Below are 21,521 nucleotides of genomic sequence, written 5' to 3' on the forward strand. Positions count from 1 at the left end.
CCGGGCATCGAGATCGGCGCGATCTCGGAACTGAAGCTGCCGAATGCGCTCAAAGCCGTCGACATCGCCTACCAGGAGAGCGGCCATGGCCGCGAGGTCGCCAATGCCGCGGCGCTGACGGCGGCGATGGAGGCCGGCAAGGTCGCCGTTACCGACGATGCCAATCTCATCCTTGAAAACGACCTCATCGACGTCGTCATCGATGCGACCGGGGTCCCGGCGGTCGGGGCCGAGATCGGCCTGCGGGCAATGGAGCACGGCAAGCACCTCGTGATGATGAATGTCGAGGCGGACGTGACCATCGGCGCCTATCTGAAGAGCGAGGCCGACCGGCTCGGCGTCACCTATTCGCTTGGCGCCGGCGACGAGCCGTCGTCGTGCATGGAACTTATCGAATTCGTCTCGGCCATGGGCCATCCGATCGTCGCCGCCGGCAAGGGCAAGAACAACCCGCTCAACATCGACGCCATTCCCGACGACTATGCCGAGGAGGCCGAACGCCGGCACATGAACGTGCGCATGCTGGTCGAATTCGTCGACGGCTCGAAGACCATGGTGGAGATGGCGGCGATTGCCAATGCCACCGGGCTCGTGCCCGACAAGCCCGGCATGCACGGTCCGGCGGCAACGCTCGACCAGCTGTCGAAGACCCTGATCCCGGAGAAGGACGGCGGCGTGCTCTCACGGGTCGGCGTCGTCGACTATTCGATCGGCAAGGGGGTTGCCCCCGGCGTCTTCGTCGTCGCCGACATGTCGCATCCGCGCATTTCCGAGCGCATGGAAGATCTGAAGATGGGCAAGGGCCCGTACTTCACCTTCCACCGGCCCTATCACCTGACCTCGCTCGAAGTGCCGCTGACCTGCGCCCGCGTCGTCCTTTACGGCAAGCCCGACATGGTGCCGCTGGCCAAGCCCGTGGCCGAGGTCTGCGCCGTCGCCAAGAAGGACATGCAGCCGGGCGAGAAGCTCGATGCCATTGGCGAATATTGCTACCGCGCCTGGATCATGACCGCGGCGGAAGCGCGCGAGGCCGGGGCGATCCCGTGCGGGCTTCTGCAGGGCGGCACCGTCACGGCGCCGATCCGCAAGGGCGAACTCATCACCAGCGCCAATGCCACGCCGGTGCCAGGCTCGAAGATCGTCGAACTGCGGGCCCGCCAGGACAAGCTCGTCTACGGCGCGTGAGTAGTAGAGGGGATAGATGTAGAGTCGATCCTCATTCATTTCGCTATCGGAACGACTGCAGAAGACCAAGACTAATCAATACGTTGCTTGAGTGCGCCATCGATAAATTAATCTGTGCAAAACCCCGATATCCTTGAAAAAGACTGCATCGCAAACAATATTAAGAATTGGTTAACGCGGTTGAGTCTTTGATGCAGGAGCAGGTTTTGCCAGCATATCAAGTCAAGTTCGCTTATCTGACGAAGTATAAACAGACGCGTCATCTATATCATCAGCTTGTTATAGCCGACGATGAAGCGAGCGCGCTCAAGCGTGGCCGGCAAATGATGATGAGACGGTCGCCGGATGCGCGCATCGTGCACGAATCCTGTGTTCTGCGTCCGGACAGCGCCGATATTGAAAGCGCTGCTGCCCAAGGCTGGAAACTCAATGAAAACTGGTGGTCGCGGCCGATCCGCCCCGATGACGATCTTGCAGCAATTGCCAAGCATGGTTTTGCGCACAGCAACCAGGTCCATGCAAAATCGGCGATGGACTGCGTGATGATCGACAAGCGGGCAGCCTAGACAGCAATTCTATCTCGACAATAGTCTAGAGTTCGGTCCGCACGTTCCAGAGTTCGGGGAACAGCACTACTTCGAGCATCTTGCGCAGATAGTTGACGCCGGATGTGCCGCCCGTGCCGGTCTTGAACCCGATGATGCGCTCGACCGTCGTCACATGGTTGAAGCGCCAGCGCCTGAAGTAATCCTCGAAATCGACAAGCTTTTCGGCAAGCTCGTAGAGAGACCAATGAGCTTCGGGATCGCGATAGATCTGGAGCCAGGCATTGCGGACGCTCTCATTGGGCTGGTAGGGCCGCGACCAGTCGCGCTCCAGTACTGCTCGATCGATGGCAAAGCCCTTGCGCGCGAGGAGCCGCAGGGATTCGTCATATATGCTGGGCTTGTGCAGGATGTCCTTGAGCCAGGCATGAATGTCCGGCTTGTGCTCGTGCGGACGCATCATCGCCGCGTTCTTGTTGCCGGCAAGGAACTCGATCGCACGGTATTGGAACGACTGGAAACCAGACGACATGCCGAGGGCTTCACGGAACGTCGTATATTCGCTCGGAGTCATGGTGCGCAGGACGTCCCATGCCGAATTGAGCTGATCGAGAATGCGCGAAACCCGCGCAAGCATCTTGAAGGACGGTGCGAGATCATCCCTGGCAATGTGCTGGCAAACCGATGTCAGTTCGTGAATGACGAGGCGCATCCAGATCTCCGATGCCTGGTGCTGTACGATGAACAGCATTTCGTCATGGGCGTCGGACAGTGGTGTTTGCGCCGATAAAATCCTGTCGAGGCGCAGATAGTCGCCATAGGACATTCGCCCATCGAACATCATCTGCGCGCCTTCCTGTTCCGGATCGTAAGGCGTACGGGTCATGTCACGGCGCCCCGGACGTGGAATTCCGGCGCATCCCAGGCGCGCGTTTCGAGAATCTCCTTGAGGATTGCCGCCGCTTTTTCGACCTCGGCGAAACTCAGATAAAGCGGCGTGAATCCGAAGCGAATAATATCGGGCGCACGGAAATCGCCGATCACGCCGCGCGCAATCAGCGCCTGCATGATCGCATAACCGTTTTCGCAAGAATAGGAGACCTGGCTGCCGCGCAATTCCGGTTCTCGCGGCGTAACCAGCCGCAAACCAAGACGCTCGGCGAAGCTGTCGATCTCCTGGATAAACAGGTCGCAAAGCGCTATCGACTTGGCGCGGAGCGCCGCCATGTCGACGTCATCCCAGATGGCCATCGCTTCGTCCATGGCGACCATTGCAAGAACCGGGGGCGTGCCGCACAGATACTGCTCGATCTTGTTGGAAGGTGTATAGGCAGAGTCGAAATCGAACGGCGCGCGGTGACCAAACCAACCGGAAAGCGGCTGGCGGAAGCCGCCGTGATGCCGTGGATTGACATAGAGGAAGGCAGGAGCGCCCGGACCGCCGTTAAGGTATTTGTAGCCGCAGCCAATGGCAAAATCCGCACCGGCTCCGCTAAGATCGACCGGCATTGCGCCTGCCGAATGTGCCAGATCCCAGATGACGAGAATGCCCTTGTCATGGGCGGCGCGCGTCAGTGCCGCCATGTCGTAGCGATAGCCGGTGCGATAATTGACATGCGTCAGCATGAGCACCGCGACGTCTTCATCGAGCAATCCTGGGACACCCTCGGGCGAGTCCGACAGAACCAGCCGGTGACCCTTGCCGATCTGCCTGGCGACGCCCTCCGCGATATAGAGGTCTGTGGGGAAGTTTTCGCGCTCGGAGACGATCTTGCTGCGGCCGGGGTTCAAGTCGAGGGCGGCTGAAAGCACCTTGAACAGATTGATCGATGTGCTGTCGGCGGCGACGACGGCTCCCTGCTCCGCACCGATGATGCGGGCTATGCGGGCGCCGACACGTTGTGGCAGGTGCACCCAGTCCGCGGTGTTCCAGCTGCGGATGAGATCGACGCCCCACTCCTTGTCGATCGTGTTCAACACACGCTGGCGCACGGATTTAGGCAAAGCGCCGAGCGAATTGCCGTCAAGGTAGATGACCCCTTCCGGCAAATGGAAGCGTCCGCGAAAACCACGAAGCGGATCGGAACGATCTGCCGCGGCGGCGTCAATTCTTTGAGTGGTATTATCCATGGTGTCCCTGTTCGTCAGGCGGCTGCATCAATGCCGGAAATGCCGCTGGCCTTGGCAAGTTTCAAAAAGGCGTCCTTGGCGAGACGCACATGGTCGAGCATCAAGGCCTCGGCCTTCGATCTGTCGCGATCGAGCGCCGCTTGCATGAGCGCCGTGTGCGCATCGATGCCAAGCGCTTCGCGTGAGAGGACGCCCAGCGAGCCGTTGCCATTCTGTGCTGCGGAGCGATTGAGGTGGTCGATGCGCAAGATGATGTGTCGGCGGTAGCGCTGCAGCTGGGCATTGACCTGTCGCGCGAAATTCATCAGCCAGAGCGATTCGGCGCCGTCGATTAGGGCGAAGTGGAACTCCGTATGTGCGGCATCCCAAAGATCGATTGCTTCCGATTGGGAAAATGAGTTGGGAACCTCGCATTTCGACAGCCGGTAATGGGCGCTGACGAGGCGCGCTTCCCAGTCGCGATCGCCCTTGTCGATCGATCGCAGCAGCAGCTGGGTTTCGATCGCAGCGCGGGCCGATTCCAGATCTTCAAGTTCCGCCAGCGTAACGGTTGCAACACGGAAGCCTTTGTTGGCCTCGGTCGTCACGAAGTTTTCGGCGTGCAGGCGATTGAGCGCTTCTCGAACAGGTGTTGCGCTGCCGCCCAATTCCTCGGCAAGCGCACGTAGCCGCAACGACTGGCCCGGACGCAATCTTCCATTGAGAATGCGCGATCGCAGCGCCGCGTAAAGGCTGTCCGATTTGACGCTCTCGGCCATCGTTCCCTCTGTGGGTTTGCCCCATTTTGTATTGTATATCATTTCACGCTTGTTATACTATTTTCAAGCCTCAGGGGTTGGAACACACAAAAAAGGGAGACATTCGATGATTGGCGCAAAATATGCGATGCGCACTGCGCTCGCGGCAGCACTCGGCCTTAGCCTGCACATGGGCGTGGCTTCAGCCGAAACGAAAATCGGTATTGCCCAGTTCGGCAAGCATCCGCAGCTCGATGAAACCGTGACCTCGTTCAAGGCGGAATTGGCGAAACTCGGCGTTGCCGATGCTGTCTATGATGAGTTGCAGGTCAATTTCGATGCGACCCTCATCCCGCAAATGGTCACGAAGCTCGTTTCGGGAAGCCCGAAGCTCATCCTCGCCGTCACCACTCCGGTCGCACAGGGCGCGCGCCAGATCGTCGGCAATTCCGGCACGCCAGTCGTCTTCGCAGCGGTGACCGATCCGGTCGCAGCAAAGCTGACGCCGTCCTGGGAAGCTGGCGACACCGGCATGACTGGCGCGTCGGATTTGCAGGACGTCAGCTCAGTGGTCAAGTTCATCCGCAAGCTGCTGCCGGATGCCAAGCGCCTCGCCTATCTCTACAATCCGGGCGAAGACAACGACGTTGCCGTGCTCAAGCTGATCAAGGAAGCCGCTAAGGCCGAGGGCATGGAACTCGTCGAAGTCGGCCTCGACAACACCAACGATATTCCGATCCGCGTCAGCTCGCTCGCCGGCAAGGCGGACGTCATCTATGTTCCGGGCTCGAACCTGGTGCAGCCGGCAGTGCCCGCCGTTGCCGCAGCCGCCCTCTCGGTCAACATTCCGATCGTCAACGCATCGGCACAGGCGGTACGCGACGGTCTCGTTGCTGCAGCATTCGAGGTCTCGTACACCAAGGTCGGGCAGAATGCGGCAAAGCTTGCAGCGGAGATCATTGCCGGCAAGTCGCCAGCAAGTCTTGCTCCGATCAAGCCGACTTATGAAGACCATACTGCTTTGATCAATGAGGCCGTGCTTGCCAAAACCGGACAAAAAGTGCCGGACAGCCTCAAAGATTGCGAGTGCTTCGTCAAATAAGCCTTCTCCTTTCGCCTGCAAACCTATAGTTCCTGCGCCAACCATGACGCAGGAACTATTGCGTGGGGCATACGGCTCGGAGTTCGAGGGCTCATCAATGACAAAGAACATGCTTTCCGTAACGGGCGGCACAAAGATTTTCTATCGCGGTACGCAGGACGAGCGCCGGGCGCTCGACGGACTCAATGTCAACCTTGCACCGGCGGACTTTTGCATCGTCATCGGCAGCAATGGCGCCGGCAAGTCGAGCTTCCTCAACGCTGTCTCCGGCAAGTTGCCGCTCGACTCCGGACGCATCTCCATTGACGGGCAGGACGTCACGCGCCTCAACGCGCATCGCAGGGCCCAGTTCATTGCCCGCGTCTTCCAGGATCCGATGATCGGTACCGCGCCAACGATGACCATTGGCGAGAACATGCTCCTGGCCGAACTGCGCGGCAAACGGCGGGGCTTTTCCTTCGGACTAACGTCAGTGCGGCGCGCCAGATACAGCGAGCAACTCGCCGAACTCAACCTTGGGCTCGAAAAGCGTCTGGACATGCCCGTTGGGCTCCTGTCCGGAGGTCAACGCCAGTCGCTCTCGCTGGTCATGGCGGTCTCTACCCAGCCAAAACTGCTGCTTCTCGACGAGCATACGGCAGCGCTCGATCCGCGCACGGCAAAGCTCGTGATGGACACGACAGTGCGCGCGGTGGAAGAGCTCAAGCTCACGACGCTGATGGTCACCCACAACATGGAACACGCGATCAACTACGGCAACAGGATCGTCATGATGGACGCCGGCAAGGTGCTGGTAGAAATCGGCCCCGAAGAGAAGCGCGGCATCACGGTCTCTGACCTCATCGACCGGTTCCACACCAAATCCGACGCTATCGCGCTGCAGGGAAATTGAGCCATGGACGTTTTCACCAGCTTCTACGGACTGATCCCGGTCACGATTGCCCAGAGCCTCATCGTTGCCTTCGTCGTTCTCGGCGTCATGCTGCCCTTCCGAATATTAAACTTTCCGGATTTGACGTCCGAAGGTGCTTTTCCGCTCGGCGGCTGCGTCTGCGGCACGCTGATCGCAGGGGGCGTCAACCCGTTCCTGGCCTGCTTCGTTGCCCTCATCTGCGGTTTCATCGCCGGATGCAGCACGGCGTTTATTCACCTGCGCTTCAAGATCAATACGCTGCTCGCGGGTATCCTGGTGATGACGATGCTTTACAGCATCAACCTGCGCATCATGGGCCGCACCAATATACCGCTCTTTACCTACGACACCGTGTTCACGCTGCTTGCCGGCGCCTCGGCCAATCTGCCCTGGGTCAAGATCCTGATCGTCGGCATTCTGATCCTGCTCGTCGTTGCGGCAATGCTCTATTTCTTCATGTCGGAGAAAGGAACATCGATGCGCGCGGTGGGGGCGAGCCCGGACATGGCCGAAGCGCAGGGTATCAATGTCGGCACCGCGACGATCATCGGCGTCGGCGCCGCGAGTGCGCTCTCGGCAACCGGCGGGAGCATCATGGTGCAGACGCAAGGTTTTGCCGACGTGAACATGGGCTTCGGCATCCTGATCAATGGCCTTGCCGCCCTGATCATCGGCGAGGCTATCACCGGACGTCAGACTATCCTGCGCCAGGTCCTCGCGCCGGTCGTCGGCTCGGTGGTCTACTATCAGCTCATTTCATTCTGCCTTACGCTCGGCCTCGCTCCCGCGGATCTGAAATTTGCGACGGGCGCCTTTGTCCTGTTGATGCTGGCCCTGCCGAACCTGCGCAAGTCCGGCGGCGGGTTTGCCGTTCGCGAGAAGGTCAGGGAATAGCGTTAAAGCGCCGGGAGGAAACAGGATGGTCACGCAAGAACCAATCGACTGGGACGACGCCTATTCGAATTTTGCCTATATACCCGACGGCTTCGGATACCCGGCAAAGTGGCTGGAGCAGGCCACGAGCTTTCGCGAGGAAATGGACCGAAAGGGTCTGTTGAAACTCGACGTCAGCTACGGCGAACACGATCGCAATCGGCTTGATCTGTTCATGCCATCAGGCGACTTGCGCGGCCTCGCGGTCTTCATTCACGGCGGCTACTGGATGGAGGATTTCGACAAGTCCGCGTGGTCGCATTTGGCAAGGGGTGCCGTGTTGAACGGGTTTGCCGTCGCCATTCCCTCCTATGTGCTCTGTCCGGAGGTGCGCGTCAGCGACATTACGGTCCAGGTCGGCCTTGCCATTGCGCACGCTGCAAACGAGGTCGCGGGGCCGATCCACCTGACCGGTCATTCGGCGGGAGGTCATCTTGTCGCTAGGATGATGACTGCAACTTCGCCCCTGCCGCAGGCCGTTCGCCAACGCATCCGCAAGACGGTCCCGATATCGCCCCTCGTTGACCTGCGGCCGTTGATGAAAACGGAGATGAACGAAACTCTGCATCTTGATGCGGTCGAAGCACGGCTCGAGAGTCCTGCCCTCCTTGAACCGCAGGAGGGGATTGACGTAACCGCATGGGTCGGCGCGCTGGAGCGCCCGGAATTCGTGCGGCAGAACGCGTTGCTGGCCAACGTCTGGTCGGGTTTCGACTGCCGGGTGGACGCCGTCGAAGAGCCCGGCAAGCATCACGCGAATATCATTGAGGGGCTGACGGAGCCCGACCATCCGCTGACCCGTAATTTGCTTGGAATATAGCCAAACAAAAAGCTGCCAGAGTTGGGATATCACCCTGGCAGCTTTTTGAGTCCGATTTATTAATTTAAAGATTTCAGGCGCTTAGGCGCTTCGATTCTTCAATGATCATTGCATTGTTGGGAAGCCCCAATGCGTGGGCAATACGCTCCAGTTTGGCTGGGTCGTTGTTTTGACCGCTTTCGATCGTTTCAATTTCGAGGGAAGTCAGACCGCATGCTACGGCCAAATCCTCGACGGAATATCCGAATTGTTCGCGAAATGCCGTGACAATATTGGTACCTTTGGCTAGCGCCGTGGAAATTGTTTCTGGCAACGTATAGTCGCTGTTGTTCATCGCTTTGCTCCTAACGTGAAAGGTTTGGTTAACAAATCGGAAGGCCGAACTTATACGTCAATCCCGCTCGATCAAGCCTTTTGTGCAGGCTCACGGAAAACGTGAACACAACCTTAACGGGTACTTGCCTTATTCTGGCACCAGATTTTGCTAGACTGCTACGGCTGCCGATTGTCGGTTCGGTCAATTAGTGAAGAATATCAGTGGATTGTTACGCCACTGTGTCACTTTCAAACGCTCATATAGGAACGAGATCGAGGAAAATGAACCACCACGGCAGGAATTATTTCAGGGCCATATTCCTGGTGATTGTAACATTCGCTCCGCTGCTTTCCGGCTGCGCGCGCGTCTATTACGGGACTTTCCGCTACGATGCCGCCTGCGTCGAGCAGGATCCCCAGTATCCTGGCGCAAGCCCCGTCTGCGTCGTGAAGCGGACGAGGTAGCGAGCCCTCACTCGTCCCAAGCCGCGCGATTTCTGGCTTTGCGGGTCCTCGATGGCTGGTCGCGAGAATCAGATGGACCCAATCTTCGCTCAACCTCTCATGGTCCCGTTCCGCCGCCCTGCCACCCCGCAGCGGCCTCGTACGACGCACGTGAAAGATTGATAATACTATATGATAATAGAGTTTACTAATAACAATTACCCAATTAAAGTCACGGTCGGAAAGCCGATTTCATCGGCTCCCCGTTGTGTCGTCGGCCTTGGAGGAAGGAGCGGCGCGATGGTCGGATTGCCAACGGTCCGGGCGCAATACGGACTTTAATGGGAGGTTAGTTATGAGACTTGCATTAGCTGCTGGCTTAACCGCTGCTCTTGTTCTTGGGGCAGCCGGAGTGCCCATCGCCAACGCCGCGGATAAGCCCACCCTGGCCTTTGTCGTCAACGGCGCCTCCGACTTCTGGAAGGCCGCAGAAGCCGGTGTCAAGAAGGCTCAGGCCGAATTGCCGGACTACTCGCTTGAGCTTAAATATCCGGAGCAATCCTCCGTTGCCATCCAGCAGCGGTTGATGGACGATCTTGTTACCGCCGGCGTCAAGGGCATCATGGTTTCAGCGGTCGATCCCAAAACGTCGACTGACGGGCTGAACAAGATTGCCTCGCAGACCGCGCTCTTCACCACGGACAGCGATGCGCCGCAGACCAACCGCGTCGCCTATATCGGGTCGTCGAACGTGGATGCGGGCAAGCAGGCAGCCGAAATTGCCAAGAAAGCTATGCCGAATGGCGGCAAGTGCATCGGATTCGTCGGCCTGCTCGGGGCGGACAACGCCAAGGAGCGCATTCAGGGCATGAAGGATGGCCTTGCCGGTACCAAGATCGAACTCGTCGATGTGCGCGGTGATGATATCGACCAAACGCGTGCCAAGAAGAACGTTGAGGATGCGCTTGTCGCCAGCCCGGACGTGACCTGCATGGTCGGGTTCTACTCGTACAATACGCCGCGAATCTACGAAGCGCTGCGCGATGCCGGCAAGCTTGGCCAGATCACGGTCGTCGGTTTCGACGATGATCCGATCACGCTGGGTGGCGTCAAGGAAGGAACTGTTGCCGCAACTGTCGTGCAGCAGCCCTTCGAATGGGCCTATCGCGGCATGAAGCTGATGGCGGCTTATCTCGGTGGCGACAAGTCGGGTATCCCCGACAACAAGCTGATCATCATTCCAACCGTGATCATCGGCAAGGACGATGTCGACAAGTATGCGGCAAATCTGAAAGCAATGGCTGGAAATTGAACCAGACTAACTGGATAATCAGGAAGACGTCGCCCGGTGGCGGCGTCTTCGATGATCTCGAGTTCTGGTTTATGCAGCTATGTTGAATGTACCTGAAACATCATCGTTCGCCGGCGTCGAAGCGCCTTTCTTGAGCCTTGCGGGCGTGCGCAAGAGCTATCCCGGTGTCGTTGCCCTCGATAATTTTTCCATGGAGGTGGCGCCGGGTGAAGTGATCGGCCTCGTTGGCGAGAACGGCGCAGGCAAATCCACATTGATGAAGATTCTCGGCGGCGTGGTGAAGCCCGATCGTGGAACGATCACGGTCGATGGCATCGAACACGACCAATTGACCGTCGAAGGCAGCATGAACGCCGGGATCGCTTTCGTTCATCAGGAACTAAACCTCTTCGACAATCTCGATGTCGCTGCAAATGTCTTTCTCGGCCGCGAACCGCTGCGCGCCGGACCTCTGAAACTCGTCGACCGCGCCAAGCTGCGCGAAATGGTGGGTTCGCTTTTGAAGCGCGTGGGTGCGAATTTCAGTGCTGATACGCCGGTCTCGAAGCTCTCGCTCGCCCAGCAGCAGATGGTGGAAATTGCCAAGGCGCTCTCGATAAATTCGCGGCTCGTCATTCTCGATGAACCGACATCGAGCCTTCCCCTCCCCGAGACAGAGAAGCTTCTGGCGGTCATCAAGGGCCTCAAGGCGGATGGCATCAGCGTCATTTTCATCTCGCATCGCCTGCATGAAATAGAGCGCGTCGCCGATCGCGTGCTGGTCCTTCGAGACGGGATCCTCGCCGGGGTCTTGCCGAAAAGTGCGATTGATCATGACGAGATGGTTCGACTGATGATCGGAAGGGCGCTGAAGGCACGGACAGCCGTTTCGATGCAGACACCGGGAGCGGTAGCGCTTTCAGCGCAAGATATTCGAACGACGACCTATCCGCACCACCCGGTCAGCCTCGAGATTCGTCGTGGAGAGATCCTCGGACTTGCTGGTCTTGTCGGTTCGGGCCGCACTGAGCTTGCCCGCGTCCTCTTCGGTATAGATGCGAGGCTCGGCGGCGAGGTCTATGCCGATGGCAAGAAACTTGCGCTGCACTCTGCCGCCGATGCGGTCGCGAACGGCATCTTTCTTGTCCCGGAGGACCGCAAGCTCGAGGGTATCCTCCTCGACTTTCCGATTGCGCAGAACATTTCGCTGCCTGACATGCCCGCGCATTCGAAGCGGTATCTCGTCTCGGCCCGCAGCGAAAACAAGACGGCGGAGAAGCAGCGATCAAGTCTCGGGATCAGAGCGCCTTCCGTCGCGACGCGGACGGGCTCTTTGTCGGGCGGGAACCAGCAGAAGGTCGTACTGGCCAAATGGCTCGCCATGAATCCGAAAATCATCATCATGGACGAGCCGACCCGCGGCATCGACATCGGCGCGAAGGCTGAGATCTACAATCTCATGCGGGTTCTCGCCGAGGCAGGCGTCGCGGTGCTGATGATCTCGAGCGACATGGAAGAAGTGATCGGCGTCTCCGACCGCGTTGCGGTCATGCACGAGGGCCAGATCTCGGGCATTCTCGACAAGGACGACCTCAGCCAGGAAAACGTCATGCTGCTTGCGGTTGGAAAAAAGCCTAGACTAGCAAAGAAAGAGCCGGAGGGGCGATGAGCAAGAAAGATATCGGGCTGTTACTTCTCATTCTGGTCGTGGGCGCGGTCGTTGCTGCGATCAATCCCCGGTTTTTGCTGCCCATCAACCTCGCCAATACGTCCAACCTGATCGGCCTCTTCGGTATTCTTTCGATCGGCCAAGCCTTCGTCATCATAACCGGTGGCATCGAGCTCTCGGTCGGATCGTCCATCGCTCTCCTCGGCGTGCTGTTCATAGATTTTATTGCGACGAGGGGCATGGATTGGCCCGTCGCATTCATTCTCATCCTCATACTGGGCGGCCTTATCGGCCTGGCGCACGGCTGGCTGATTGCACGGCTGAAGCTGCAGCCCTTCGTCGTCACCTTGTGCGGCCTCCTGATCTATCGCGGCGTTGCCCGCTTCTATACGGCTGACGGCACCGCCGGTTTTGCCTTCGGCCAGAATTTCCCCACACTCGAATTCCTCACCGCTGGCCGCACCTACGGTGTGCCAAACAGCTTTATAGCGCTGATCGTCATCATGGCGATAATGTGGGTCGTGCTGCACCGCTCGGTCTTCGGCCGCTACCTCTACGCGATCGGCAAGAACGAGGAAGCGGCACGCTTCTCCGGTATCCGCACCGGTCGGATCATCATGGCGGCCTATGTGATCTGCGGTGTCCTTACCGCGCTCGCTGCAATCTACTTCGCCATGTATACCCGCTCGATCTCGCCGGCCAGCCATGGCAATTTCTACGAGCTCTACGCCATTGCTGCAGCGGTGCTTGGAGGCTTCTCGCTGCGCGGAGGCGAAGGCTCCATCGTCGGCGTCATCCTCGGTACTATCCTTTTGCAGGAACTGCAGAACCTGGTGAACCTCCTCGGCATACCGTCTTCCCTCAACTTCTCGGTGATGGGCGGCGTTATTCTCATTGGCGTGCTGGTCGACCAGCAATGGGGCGCGTTCCGCACGCGGCGGCGTCTGGTAAGGGCTGCCCGCGCCGAGCCCAGTACCGAGGGCCAGAGGAGCTAGCCGGAAAGGACTGGACATGGACCTTTTCGATCTTCGAGGCGAGATCGCCATGGTGACTGGCGCCGGTAGCGGCATTGGCCAGGCCATAGCTATCGGACTTGCCGATGCCGGTGCCGATATTGGCTGCTTCGGCCATTCTTCCGGCAGCGGGCTCGACGAGACGGCCAAGCGTATTCGCGCGACCGGGCGCAATGTAATCACGATTGAAGGTTCGGTAACGTCAGCCGACGATATCGCAATTGCTGTGCAGCGCATCGAGAGTGAACTCGGCCCGCTGACGATTGCCGTCAACAATGCCGGCATCGGGGCTGGCGGCGCAGCCGAAACGCTAGCACTCGAAAACTGGCAGCATGTCTACGGCGTCAACGTCACCGGTGTGTTCCTGTCCTGCCAGGCGGAGGCCCGCGTCATGCTGCCGCGAGGCAGGGGCTCCATCATCAATATTGCCTCGATGTCGGGCTCGATCGTCAATCGCGACCTCAAACAGGCAAATTACAACTCCTCCAAGGCAGCAGTCATCCACCTTTCGAAGAGCCTCGCCATGGAGTGGGTTGACCGGGGCGTGCGCGTCAACTCGATCAGTCCCGGATATACGCTGACGCCGATGAATCGGCGCTCGGAAGTTGCCGATCAGGTCAAGATCTTCGAACGGGATACGCCAATGGGCCGGCTTGCCGCGCCCGAGGAAATGATCGGCCCCGCGGTGTTTCTTGCCAGCCGCGCCTCATCCTTCGTGACCGGAATCGATCTCGTCGTCGATGGGGGCTTCGTCTGCTGGTGAGTGGGCGCCGCCTCGCCGGCGGCGCTCAAGGCTCAGATGGCGACGTCGTATTTCGCCTGGGTTTTTGCCTTGATTTCGTCAAGAGTCACGCCGGGCGCAATTTCGATCAACGTCATCTTCGGCTCGCCGTGACGCTCGAAGGAAAAGACACCGAGATCGGTGATGACGAGGTCGGTGACGCGCTGTCCGGTAAGCGGCAGGGTGCACTCTTCGAGAAGCTTGGCTTCTCCCTTGGCCTCATGCTCCATGACGACGACGACACGCTTGACGCCCGCAACGAGATCCATGGCCCCGCCCATGCCCTTGACCATCTTGCCAGGGACCATCCAGTTGGCGAGGTCGCCGCTGCGGGAAACCTGCATCGCGCCGAGAATGGAAAGGTCGATATGGCCGCCGCGTATCATACCGAAGCTGTCCGCACCGGAGAAATAGCTGGTGGTCGGCAGTTCGGTGATGGTCTGCTTGCCGGCATTAATCAGGTCGGCGTCTTCGTCTCCCTCATAGGGGAACGGGCCCATGCCGAGCATGCCATTTTCGCTCTGCAACTGAACGCTCATGCCGGTGGGGATGTAATTTGCAACGAGGGTCGGAATACCGATGCCGAGATTGACGTAGAAGCCGTCCCGCAGTTCCTTGGCGGCGCGTTCGGCCATTTGATCGCGTGTCCAGGCCATCTTAGTTCACCTCACTTGCAGCAATGATACGCGGGCGGGTCGTTCGTTGTTCGATATGCTTGACCGGATTGGGTACATGCACGATGCGCTTCACGAAGATGCCAGGCGTATGCACCTGATCGGGGTCGATCTTGCCCGCATCGACAAGATGCTCGACCTCGGCGACGGTGACCTTCGCGGCCGTCGCCATGATCGGGTTGAAGTTGCGCGCAGTCTTCCGATAGACAAGGTTACCTTCCGTATCGCCCTTGAAAGCGTGAACGATGGAAAGATCGGCAAACAGGCCGCGTTCCATGACGTAGGATTCACCATCGAACTCGCGCACGTCCTTGCCCTCGGCAATGATCGTTCCGACACCTGTCTTGGTGAAGAAGGCCGGGATGCCCGCGCCACCGGCGCGAATACGTTCGGCAAGCGTGCCTTGCGGATTGAACTCGAGTTCGAGTTCGCCTGACAGATATTGCTGGGCGAAGAGCTTGTTCTCGCCGACATAGGACGAGACCATCTTGCGAATCTGGCGCGTTTCCAGGAGAACGCCGAGGCCTATGCCGTCAACGCCCGCATTGTTGGAAATCACCGTCAGATCCTTGACCCCTGAATCGCGGATCGCATAGATCAATGCTTCGGGGATGCCGCATAGGCCAAAGCCGCCGGCCATGATGGTCATGCCGTCGAACAGCAGGCCATCGAGCGCGCCGCTCACATCTGAATGAACTTTTTTCAAGGATAATCTCCCATTTCTCCATCCTCTGACAGCAACGGTATGGCTTGTCGAGGCGGTACAGGTAGTCGTATTAATACTGCATGACAGCAGCGGCATCTCTGAGTTCCGACATCGCAAATCCTGAAAGCGCCAAGCGCTTCTGGCTGGCCGACCTGCCGGTGCCGATGGTCTATGCGACGTACCGTATCATACGCGATTGCAATGTCGAATTCGCCAAGGAGTTCGGCTATGAGCGCGATGAACTGATCGACCAGAGTTTTTCCAAGCTCTATCCGAAGCTCAGGGATTTCGTGCGGACCGGCCAGATGTGGCAAACGAACTTCGCCGGCGGCAGGGTCTACTATGACGAGCGGCTCATGCGCCGGCGTGATGGCACAAGCTTCTGGTGCAAGGTTAGGGGGCGCAGCCGCAACCACGCAGACCCTTTTGCCGAGGCGCTGTATTGCTTCGAGCCGATGAGTCGAACGGTTGCCGCCACGACCAGCCTTATATCGGATAGGCAAAAGCAGGTGCTTACCCTCGTCTCGCAGGGTAAGACCAACGTCGAGATCGCTCAGGAAATCGGTTTGTCGAAGCGGACCATCGAAGCACACCGAGCGCGGCTGATGCGCGCCCATGGCCTGCGCAACAGCGCCGAACTCATCGCCTGGTTTGCGGCCCTCCGCTAAAAAGTCGGCGGAGTGCAGGCGCTGACAACCTCGCAGGGGTTCGGGCCGACGCAGCGGAACCGATGCGGCCTGCGGCTTTCGAAATAGTAGGCGTCACCGGGTCCAAGTATCCGCCGCTCGTCGTCGACCGTGACTTCAAGACGCCCGCTTATGACGATGCCCCCTTCCTCGCCTTCGTGAACCAGTGGTATCTTTCCCGTATCCCCTCCAGGCTCATAACGTTCCTTGAGGATCTGCAGCGTTCGTCCGAAGAGATTTTCGCCGATCTGCCGGTAGGAAATATTGCCCTTGCCGATTTCAACGAGGTCGCCCGCTTCGTAGAAGACTTTCTGCCGGCGGTCGGGCTCGAGCGCAAAGAATTCGGCGAGGCCGATCGGAATGCCGTCGAGTATGCGCTTCAATGCACCGACCGAGGGATTGGTCTGGTTGGATTCGATGAGCGAGATGGTGGAATTGGTTACGCCTGCGCGCTTGGCCAGTTCCCGCTGCGAGAGTCCGTGCCTCTCGCGCAGGAAGCGCAGCCGGCCGCCGAGATCGATGCTCATTGCTGTTTCACCTGTTTCGTATAAAGCAAATATCCCACGAGGTTTCAACAAAAACAATGGCTTGATTTTACCCAAAAAAGGACTTGTTGGGCAATTCAAAGCGTGGCCTTTTCGGCGGAGAAGAGGAGACCTCCCGATGTTAATGTCGAACACCCCATCGCTTGAAAATTTTTGGATGCCGTTTACGGCTAACCGCCAGTTCAAGGCGGCACCGCGGCTGCTCGCGGGCGCCAAGGGCATGTATTACACCGATGTGGATGGCGGGCAGGTGCTTGACGGTACCGCAGGTCTCTGGTGCGTCAATGCAGGTCATGGCCGCGAAAAGATTGCAGACTCGGTGTCGCGCCAGCTCATGACGATGGACTATGCGCCCCCGTTCCAGATGGGCCATCCCTACGTCTTCGATTTCGCTGAAAAGCTTGCGGCAATTGCGCCTGGCGGCAAGGCGGCAGGACTTACCAAGGTGTTCTTTACCGGGTCTGGTTCTGAATCGGTCGACACCGCACTCAAGATTGCAATCGCCTATCAGCGCGCAATTGGCCAAGGCACGCGCACACGCGTCATTGGCCGTGAGCGGGGCTATCATGGCGTCGGTTTCGGCGGCATTTCCGTCGGCGGGCTCGTCAACAATCGCCGTGTTTTCCCGACGCTGCCCGGCGTCGATCACATGCGCCATACGCACGATCCGGTACGCAATGCCTTCGTCAAGAATGGTCTACCTGAACATGGCGCTGATCTTGCTGACGATCTGGAACGCCTTGTCGCCCTCCACGGCGCCGAAACGATTGCCGCTGTCATTGTCGAGCCGGTTGCCGGTTCGACCGGCGTGCTCTTGCCGCCGAAGGGCTATCTCGAAAAGCTTCGGGCCATCAGCAAGAAGCATGGCATCCTGCTCATATTCGACGAAGTGATCACTGGCTTCGGTCGCCTCGGAACGCCTTTCGCTGTCGATTACTTTGGTGTGGTTCCCGACCTCGTCACCACGGCGAAGGGTCTGACCAATGGCGTCGTTCCGATGGGCGCGGTCTTTGCCAGCGAAGCGGTTCATGATGCGCTGATGGTAGGACCGGAAAGCCAGATCGAACTTTTCCACGGCTACACCTATTCGGGACATCCTGTCGCCTGTGCCGCAGGTCTCGCGACGCTTGAAATCTACCGCGAGGAAGGCCTTCTCACCCGCGCCGCCGAACTTGCCGACCATTGGCAGGAGGCGATGCACAGTCTGAATGGCCTGCCGAACGTCATCGATATCCGCACCATCGGCCTCGTGGCCGGTATCGAACTCGCACCTCGCGCCGATGCAGCCGGCGCGCGCGGATATGATGTGTTCGTCGACTGCTTCAACAAAGGACTGCTCGTCCGCGTGACCGGCGACACGATCGCGCTGTCGCCGCCATTGATCGTCGAGAAAGAACAGATCGACACAATGGCTTCGATGCTTGGTGATGCCATCAAGCGCGCCGCTTGAGCTAGTGCTCTTCAAAATGGCCGAGAAGCGCGGATTAAAAGTTCGCGCTTTTTCCTACTGTAGATTTTTCAAATTCTCCTACGTTTCAAAAACCACCTGTAGAAAAAATGCTCCTAGTCTCTTCCATCGCCTAAGTTATCTCTGCCTCTTCAAAATTATTGAGGGTAGGATCTAGGGGGCTCACCAGCTATTCATCCGTCAGCTACGTCATCCTTTAGAAATTCACCGACCATTTGGCTGGCAACTTCCCCCCAATGAGTTGCGCTATATTGTGCCGCCGCGCCGATCTGAAGGATGATCGGGACCGAAACTTCATGAGATTCAATCAGGTGATACGGTCCGCCATCCTTTGCCGGATTTACTTTACTTATGATGACGATATCGGTGGCGGGATTAAAATAATTCAGCGTCCCGTGGGTTAAAATGTGCCTCAAATTTTCTAGCGGCTTTACCTGTTCGAGAAGTTCATGGACCCTAGCTTTGTGTCCGGAAAGTGCGTCAACTCTACGAAACTCTTTCTTCAGGTAGTCGCACTTGTCCGCAAACTTTTGGGGACGCTTCACTTTGAACCCGGCATTTTCCACTGACGGTGCGATAGCCTCCACAATGGCGGACATATACTGATCTATGAAACCCCAACTGACGGTCATGACGCCAATCGACGGACTGATTTTATCAATCAGTGCATTGTCAATTCCGTGCTCGAACGGGTCTTCTGGAAAGTCATCCATGCTTCATACTCCTATCAAGCGATGCTTACCACAACAGCATTCCCGATTGAGAGCGTATTACCCCAATCCACAGCATACGATTTGGGGTAAATTTCAGGGTTACTTTTTCAACCCTGTGGAAATAGGCAATGATTTCAAATCGCTAGACAAAAATGAGCGGGGATCGAAAGTCCGCGCTATCGGTTCGGCCGCCGCACCAAGCGCCACCGACCATGGATCGGCCAATCCGGCCTGAAGCCGCGCCTCCGGGAAGCGGCTCGCCCGATCGGCAATCGAGGGCAAAAGAGGCTCAATCTCCTTGACGAGACGATCGATGAGGCGACGCGGGGCGCCGCCGCAAAGGATGATCGTCTGCGGATCGAATATGGATTCGAGCGCCTGAATGGCTCGTCGAAGGCGCTGCGCCACGTCGGCAATCCATGCTTCGATTTGGGGACTGCCCTTTTGCAGGGCATCGCTCACCATTTCAAAAAGCTGCGGCTCGGATGGATCTATGCTCAGTAATTTGCAGAGAGACGCCATCGATGCGTAATGCTCCAGCGGTTCGACATCAGCCCCGTCGCCCGGAATCAATGCGAGGATCATGCCGATCTCACCGGCATTCGCATGCGCGCCTCCGTAAAGTTCGCCGTTCAGAATAAGGCCAGCGCCAAGCCCGTAACCGAAAAAGATGCAGATCGCGTGGTCGAGACCGTGCGCCGCGCCGAGCAATCGCTCGGCCGTTGCCGCCGCCGCCGCATCGTTCTGCAAGGCGACTTCAAGGCCGGTGCCCTCGGCGATACGATCGATCAGCGGAAAGTTCTGCCACGCGGTCATCATCCAAGGGTCGTCATAGAGCGTATTGATCCCGAACGGACCCGGCATGGCGACGCCTAGACCAACGAGGCGCTTGTCCGCGTCGCTCGTTTGGGCGGCGAGTTCCGCGCGCGCCCGCCTGACGAGATCGAGTATCACCAGCACGCCTTCCGCCGGTCCCCCTGGCGGCAACTTTGCCTCATACTTCACCAGTACTTCGCCGACTAAGTTGACGATCACTGTGCGGGTGACGTGGCGATCGATCTGCAAGCCGATTGCAAACGCGCCTTCCGGTACAAGATGGTAGGGGGTGGCGGGCTGTCCCCTCCCCCGGCGCACGGTCGCCTGCGAGCGCACCAAACCGTCGGATGCAAGTTCCTCGATAATGTTGGAGACCGTCTGCGGAGTGAGGCCGGTAGCTCTCGCGAGATCGGCGCGCGACAGGGCGCCGTTGACGCGCAGCGCATCGATCATGATGCGGCGATTATGCGCGCTTGCACCGCCGAGGTTTGTCCCGCTCTTGGCTCTGATCGGTCTCTTGTCGTTCATCCACAGTCCCCACTTGACTCCAGAAGAATATTGAACAACTAATAAGTCAAGACAATTGATTTAATAAAAGACCGCAAGAGTCTTCGGGGAATGAGCACTGGCCGGACGAAGGGAAGTCGCGGGCAGGTCCTGGTTAAAAAGCTCTCGGACTTAACGACCAACCGGCGTCTCTCGCTCGAGTGGCTCCGCAACTGACCAAGGCCAAATAGGAGGTAATAATGTTGAAATCCGTGCAGACCGCGCTTCTCGGCGCGACACTCCTTGGAGCGGCGCTCTTTTCGCCAGCCCATGCGGAGACGAAGATCAATGCGCTGTTCATGGCGCAGGCTGCCTATAGCGAGGCAGACGTTCGTGCCATGACTGAGGCCTTCACCAAGGCAAATCCGGATATCTCGGTCAATCTCGAATTCGTTCCCTATGAGGGATTGCACGACAAGACCGTGCTCGCCCAGGGATCGGGCGGCGGCTACGACGTCGTTCTCTTCGATGTGATCTGGCCGGCCGAATATGCAACCAATAAAGTCCTGACGGATGTAACGGACAAGATCACGCCGGAAATGAAGTCGGGTGTATTGCCGGGCGCGTGGACCACCGTCGAATATGACGGCAAACGCTATGGCATGCCGTGGATTCTCGACACCAAGTATCTCTTCTACAATAAGGAAATTCTGGAAAAGGCAGGCATCAAGGCGCCGCCGACGACATGGGCGGAGCTTGCCGAACAGGCCAAGACGATCAAGGACAAAGGCATACTTGCCACCCCGATCGCCTGGAGCTGGTCACAGGCGGAAGCTGCCATTTGTGATTATACGACGCTCGTCAGCGCCTATGGCGGCAGCTTCCTCAAGGACGGCAAGCCCGCCTTCCAGACAGGCGGCGGTCTCGATGCGCTGAAATATATGGTCGATAGCTATACGTCCGGCGTCACCAATCCGAACTCCAAGGAATTTCTGGAAGAAGATGTGCGCCGCCTGTTCCAGAATGGTGATGTAGCGTTCGCCCTTAACTGGACCTACATGTACAACATGGCCAACGATCCGAAGGACAGCAAGGTCGCCGGCAAGGTCGGTGTGGTGCCTGCCCCGGGTGTCGAAGGCAAGAGCAAGGTTTCGGCGGTCAACGGTTCGATGGGCCTGGGTATTACCTCTACCAGCAAGCATGCGGACGAAGCCTGGAAATACATCACCTTCATGACCTCGCAGGCTACGCAGAACCAGTATGCTAAGCTCAGCCTGCCGATTTGGGCATCGTCCTATGACGATCCGGCCGTGGCAAAGGGTCAGGAAGAACTGATCGCCGCCGCAAAGGTCGGGCTCGCTGCCATGTACCCGCGTCCGACGACACCGAAGTATCAGGAGCTTTCGACAGCACTGCAGCAGGCGATCCAGGAATCGCTGCTCGGCCAGGCAAAGCCGGACGCAGCGCTCGAAACAGCCGTCCAGAACAGCGGTCTTTGATTTTTCAGCGCGGGCGGTTGCAGACATTGCTCCGCCCGCGCCTTTCACAA

The 21,521-nt window shown here is 58.4% G+C and carries 23 protein-coding genes; 14 read left to right on the plus strand and 9 right to left on the minus strand.

Annotation, left to right across the window (positions count from 1 at the left end; genetic code table 11):
• The coding region (locus tag AC1DNI_RS20580; RefSeq protein WP_477693239.1) for an NAD(P)H-dependent oxidoreductase at positions 1–1,185 on the plus strand (1,185 nt) is incomplete at its 5' end.
• A gap of 206 nt (positions 1,186–1,391) precedes the next feature.
• Complete coding sequence (locus AC1DNI_RS20585) at positions 1,392–1,751, plus strand: hypothetical protein (RefSeq protein ID WP_477693240.1); 360 nt, start codon at positions 1,392–1,394, stop codon at positions 1,749–1,751.
• A 25-nt stretch (positions 1,752–1,776) separates the two neighbouring features.
• Here the strand turns inward: AC1DNI_RS20585 and kynA are convergent, their stop codons facing one another.
• Genes kynA through AC1DNI_RS20600 form a run of 3 tightly spaced genes read right to left on the minus strand, consistent with a single transcriptional unit; the run spans position 1,777 to position 4,618 of the window.
• Positions 1,777–2,616: a tryptophan 2,3-dioxygenase gene (kynA, locus tag AC1DNI_RS20590; RefSeq protein WP_477693241.1), complete on the minus strand. Its 840-nt coding sequence runs from the start codon at positions 2,614–2,616 to the stop codon at positions 1,777–1,779.
• The gene (gene kynU / locus AC1DNI_RS20595; protein ID WP_477693242.1) at positions 2,613–3,860 is read right to left on the minus strand and encodes a kynureninase; all 1,248 of its coding nucleotides are present in this window, start codon (positions 3,858–3,860) and stop codon (positions 2,613–2,615) included. The genes kynA and kynU overlap by 4 nt, the downstream gene beginning before the upstream one ends.
• A gap of 14 nt (positions 3,861–3,874) precedes the next feature.
• On the minus strand, positions 3,875–4,618 hold the full coding sequence (locus AC1DNI_RS20600; RefSeq protein ID WP_477693243.1) for a GntR family transcriptional regulator: 744 nt from the start codon (positions 4,616–4,618) through the stop codon (positions 3,875–3,877).
• Between the two features lie 106 nt (positions 4,619–4,724).
• Between AC1DNI_RS20600 and AC1DNI_RS20605 the strand changes: the two genes are divergently transcribed.
• The 4 genes from AC1DNI_RS20605 to AC1DNI_RS20620 all read left to right on the plus strand — a co-directional run bounded on the left by AC1DNI_RS20605 (position 4,725) and on the right by AC1DNI_RS20620 (position 8,365).
• Positions 4,725–5,699, plus strand: coding sequence for an ABC transporter substrate-binding protein (locus AC1DNI_RS20605; protein WP_477693244.1), 975 nt, complete (start codon positions 4,725–4,727; stop codon positions 5,697–5,699).
• Between the two features lie 109 nt (positions 5,700–5,808).
• Positions 5,809–6,591, plus strand: a complete 783-nt coding sequence (locus AC1DNI_RS20610; protein WP_477693374.1) for an ABC transporter ATP-binding protein — start codon at positions 5,809–5,811, stop codon at positions 6,589–6,591.
• A 3-nt stretch (positions 6,592–6,594) separates the two neighbouring features.
• Complete coding sequence (locus tag AC1DNI_RS20615; protein WP_477693245.1) at positions 6,595–7,506, plus strand: ABC transporter permease; 912 nt, start codon at positions 6,595–6,597, stop codon at positions 7,504–7,506.
• 25 nt (positions 7,507–7,531) lie between these two features.
• Positions 7,532–8,365 (plus strand): alpha/beta hydrolase, encoded by an 834-nt coding sequence (locus AC1DNI_RS20620; protein ID WP_477693246.1) that lies wholly within the window; start codon positions 7,532–7,534, stop codon positions 8,363–8,365.
• A gap of 73 nt (positions 8,366–8,438) precedes the next feature.
• Here AC1DNI_RS20620 and AC1DNI_RS20625 read toward each other — a convergent pair whose 3' ends face one another.
• Positions 8,439–8,699, minus strand: coding sequence for a helix-turn-helix domain-containing protein (locus AC1DNI_RS20625; protein ID WP_027233000.1), 261 nt, complete (start codon positions 8,697–8,699; stop codon positions 8,439–8,441).
• 263 nt (positions 8,700–8,962) lie between these two features.
• Between AC1DNI_RS20625 and AC1DNI_RS20630 the strand changes: the two genes are divergently transcribed.
• From AC1DNI_RS20630 to AC1DNI_RS20650, 5 genes are all read left to right on the plus strand, one after another.
• Positions 8,963–9,145 carry a hypothetical protein gene (locus AC1DNI_RS20630; protein WP_477693247.1) on the plus strand — a complete coding sequence of 61 codons (183 nt, stop codon included), beginning with the start codon at positions 8,963–8,965 and terminating at the stop codon, positions 9,143–9,145.
• Positions 9,146–9,479: 334 nt separating this feature from the next.
• Positions 9,480–10,436 (plus strand): sugar-binding protein, encoded by a 957-nt coding sequence (locus AC1DNI_RS20635; RefSeq protein WP_027233001.1) that lies wholly within the window; start codon positions 9,480–9,482, stop codon positions 10,434–10,436.
• Positions 10,437–10,515: 79 nt separating this feature from the next.
• Positions 10,516–12,084, plus strand: a complete 1,569-nt coding sequence (locus AC1DNI_RS20640) for a sugar ABC transporter ATP-binding protein (RefSeq protein ID WP_477693248.1) — start codon at positions 10,516–10,518, stop codon at positions 12,082–12,084.
• Positions 12,081–13,079 (plus strand): ABC transporter permease, encoded by a 999-nt coding sequence (locus AC1DNI_RS20645; RefSeq protein ID WP_027233003.1) that lies wholly within the window; start codon positions 12,081–12,083, stop codon positions 13,077–13,079. Before AC1DNI_RS20640 ends, AC1DNI_RS20645 begins: the two co-directional genes overlap by 4 nt.
• Before the next feature lie 16 nt (positions 13,080–13,095).
• Positions 13,096–13,860, plus strand: a complete 765-nt coding sequence (locus AC1DNI_RS20650) for an SDR family oxidoreductase (protein WP_477693249.1) — start codon at positions 13,096–13,098, stop codon at positions 13,858–13,860.
• A gap of 32 nt (positions 13,861–13,892) precedes the next feature.
• Here the strand turns inward: AC1DNI_RS20650 and AC1DNI_RS20655 are convergent, their stop codons facing one another.
• Both AC1DNI_RS20655 and AC1DNI_RS20660 read right to left on the minus strand, forming a co-directional pair.
• Positions 13,893–14,534, minus strand: a complete 642-nt coding sequence (locus tag AC1DNI_RS20655; RefSeq protein WP_027233005.1) for a 3-oxoacid CoA-transferase subunit B — start codon at positions 14,532–14,534, stop codon at positions 13,893–13,895.
• Position 14,535: 1 nt separating this feature from the next.
• Entirely contained in the window at positions 14,536–15,258 is a 723-nt protein-coding gene (locus AC1DNI_RS20660; RefSeq protein WP_027233006.1) for a CoA transferase subunit A, read from the minus strand.
• 164 nt (positions 15,259–15,422) lie between these two features.
• Here AC1DNI_RS20660 and AC1DNI_RS20665 point away from each other — a divergent pair, with 164 nt between their 5' ends.
• Positions 15,423–15,926, plus strand: a complete 504-nt coding sequence (locus tag AC1DNI_RS20665; protein WP_477693375.1) for a LuxR C-terminal-related transcriptional regulator — start codon at positions 15,423–15,425, stop codon at positions 15,924–15,926.
• Here the strand turns inward: AC1DNI_RS20665 and AC1DNI_RS20670 are convergent.
• Positions 15,923–16,471, minus strand: a complete 549-nt coding sequence (locus AC1DNI_RS20670; protein WP_027233008.1) for a cupin domain-containing protein — start codon at positions 16,469–16,471, stop codon at positions 15,923–15,925. The two genes, AC1DNI_RS20665 and AC1DNI_RS20670, sit on opposite strands and share 4 nt — an antisense overlap.
• Before the next feature lie 136 nt (positions 16,472–16,607).
• Between AC1DNI_RS20670 and aptA the strand changes: the two genes are divergently transcribed.
• The gene (aptA, locus tag AC1DNI_RS20675; protein ID WP_477693250.1) at positions 16,608–17,939 is read left to right on the plus strand and encodes an omega-aminotransferase AptA; all 1,332 of its coding nucleotides are present in this window, start codon (positions 16,608–16,610) and stop codon (positions 17,937–17,939) included.
• Positions 17,940–18,130: 191 nt separating this feature from the next.
• Here aptA and AC1DNI_RS20680 read toward each other — a convergent pair whose 3' ends face one another.
• Both AC1DNI_RS20680 and AC1DNI_RS20685 read right to left on the minus strand, forming a co-directional pair.
• On the minus strand, positions 18,131–18,670 hold the full coding sequence (locus AC1DNI_RS20680; RefSeq protein WP_477693251.1) for a hypothetical protein: 540 nt from the start codon (positions 18,668–18,670) through the stop codon (positions 18,131–18,133).
• A gap of 99 nt (positions 18,671–18,769) precedes the next feature.
• Positions 18,770–20,014, minus strand: a complete 1,245-nt coding sequence (locus AC1DNI_RS20685; protein WP_477693252.1) for an ROK family protein — start codon at positions 20,012–20,014, stop codon at positions 18,770–18,772.
• 218 nt (positions 20,015–20,232) lie between these two features.
• Here AC1DNI_RS20685 and AC1DNI_RS20690 point away from each other — a divergent pair, with 218 nt between their 5' ends.
• Positions 20,233–21,471 (plus strand): extracellular solute-binding protein, encoded by a 1,239-nt coding sequence (locus AC1DNI_RS20690; RefSeq protein WP_091925237.1) that lies wholly within the window; start codon positions 20,233–20,235, stop codon positions 21,469–21,471.
• The last annotated feature ends 50 nt before the right edge of the window (positions 21,472–21,521 follow it).

The sequence above is a fragment of the Phyllobacterium sp. 01N428 genome (genome assembly GCF_056399405.1).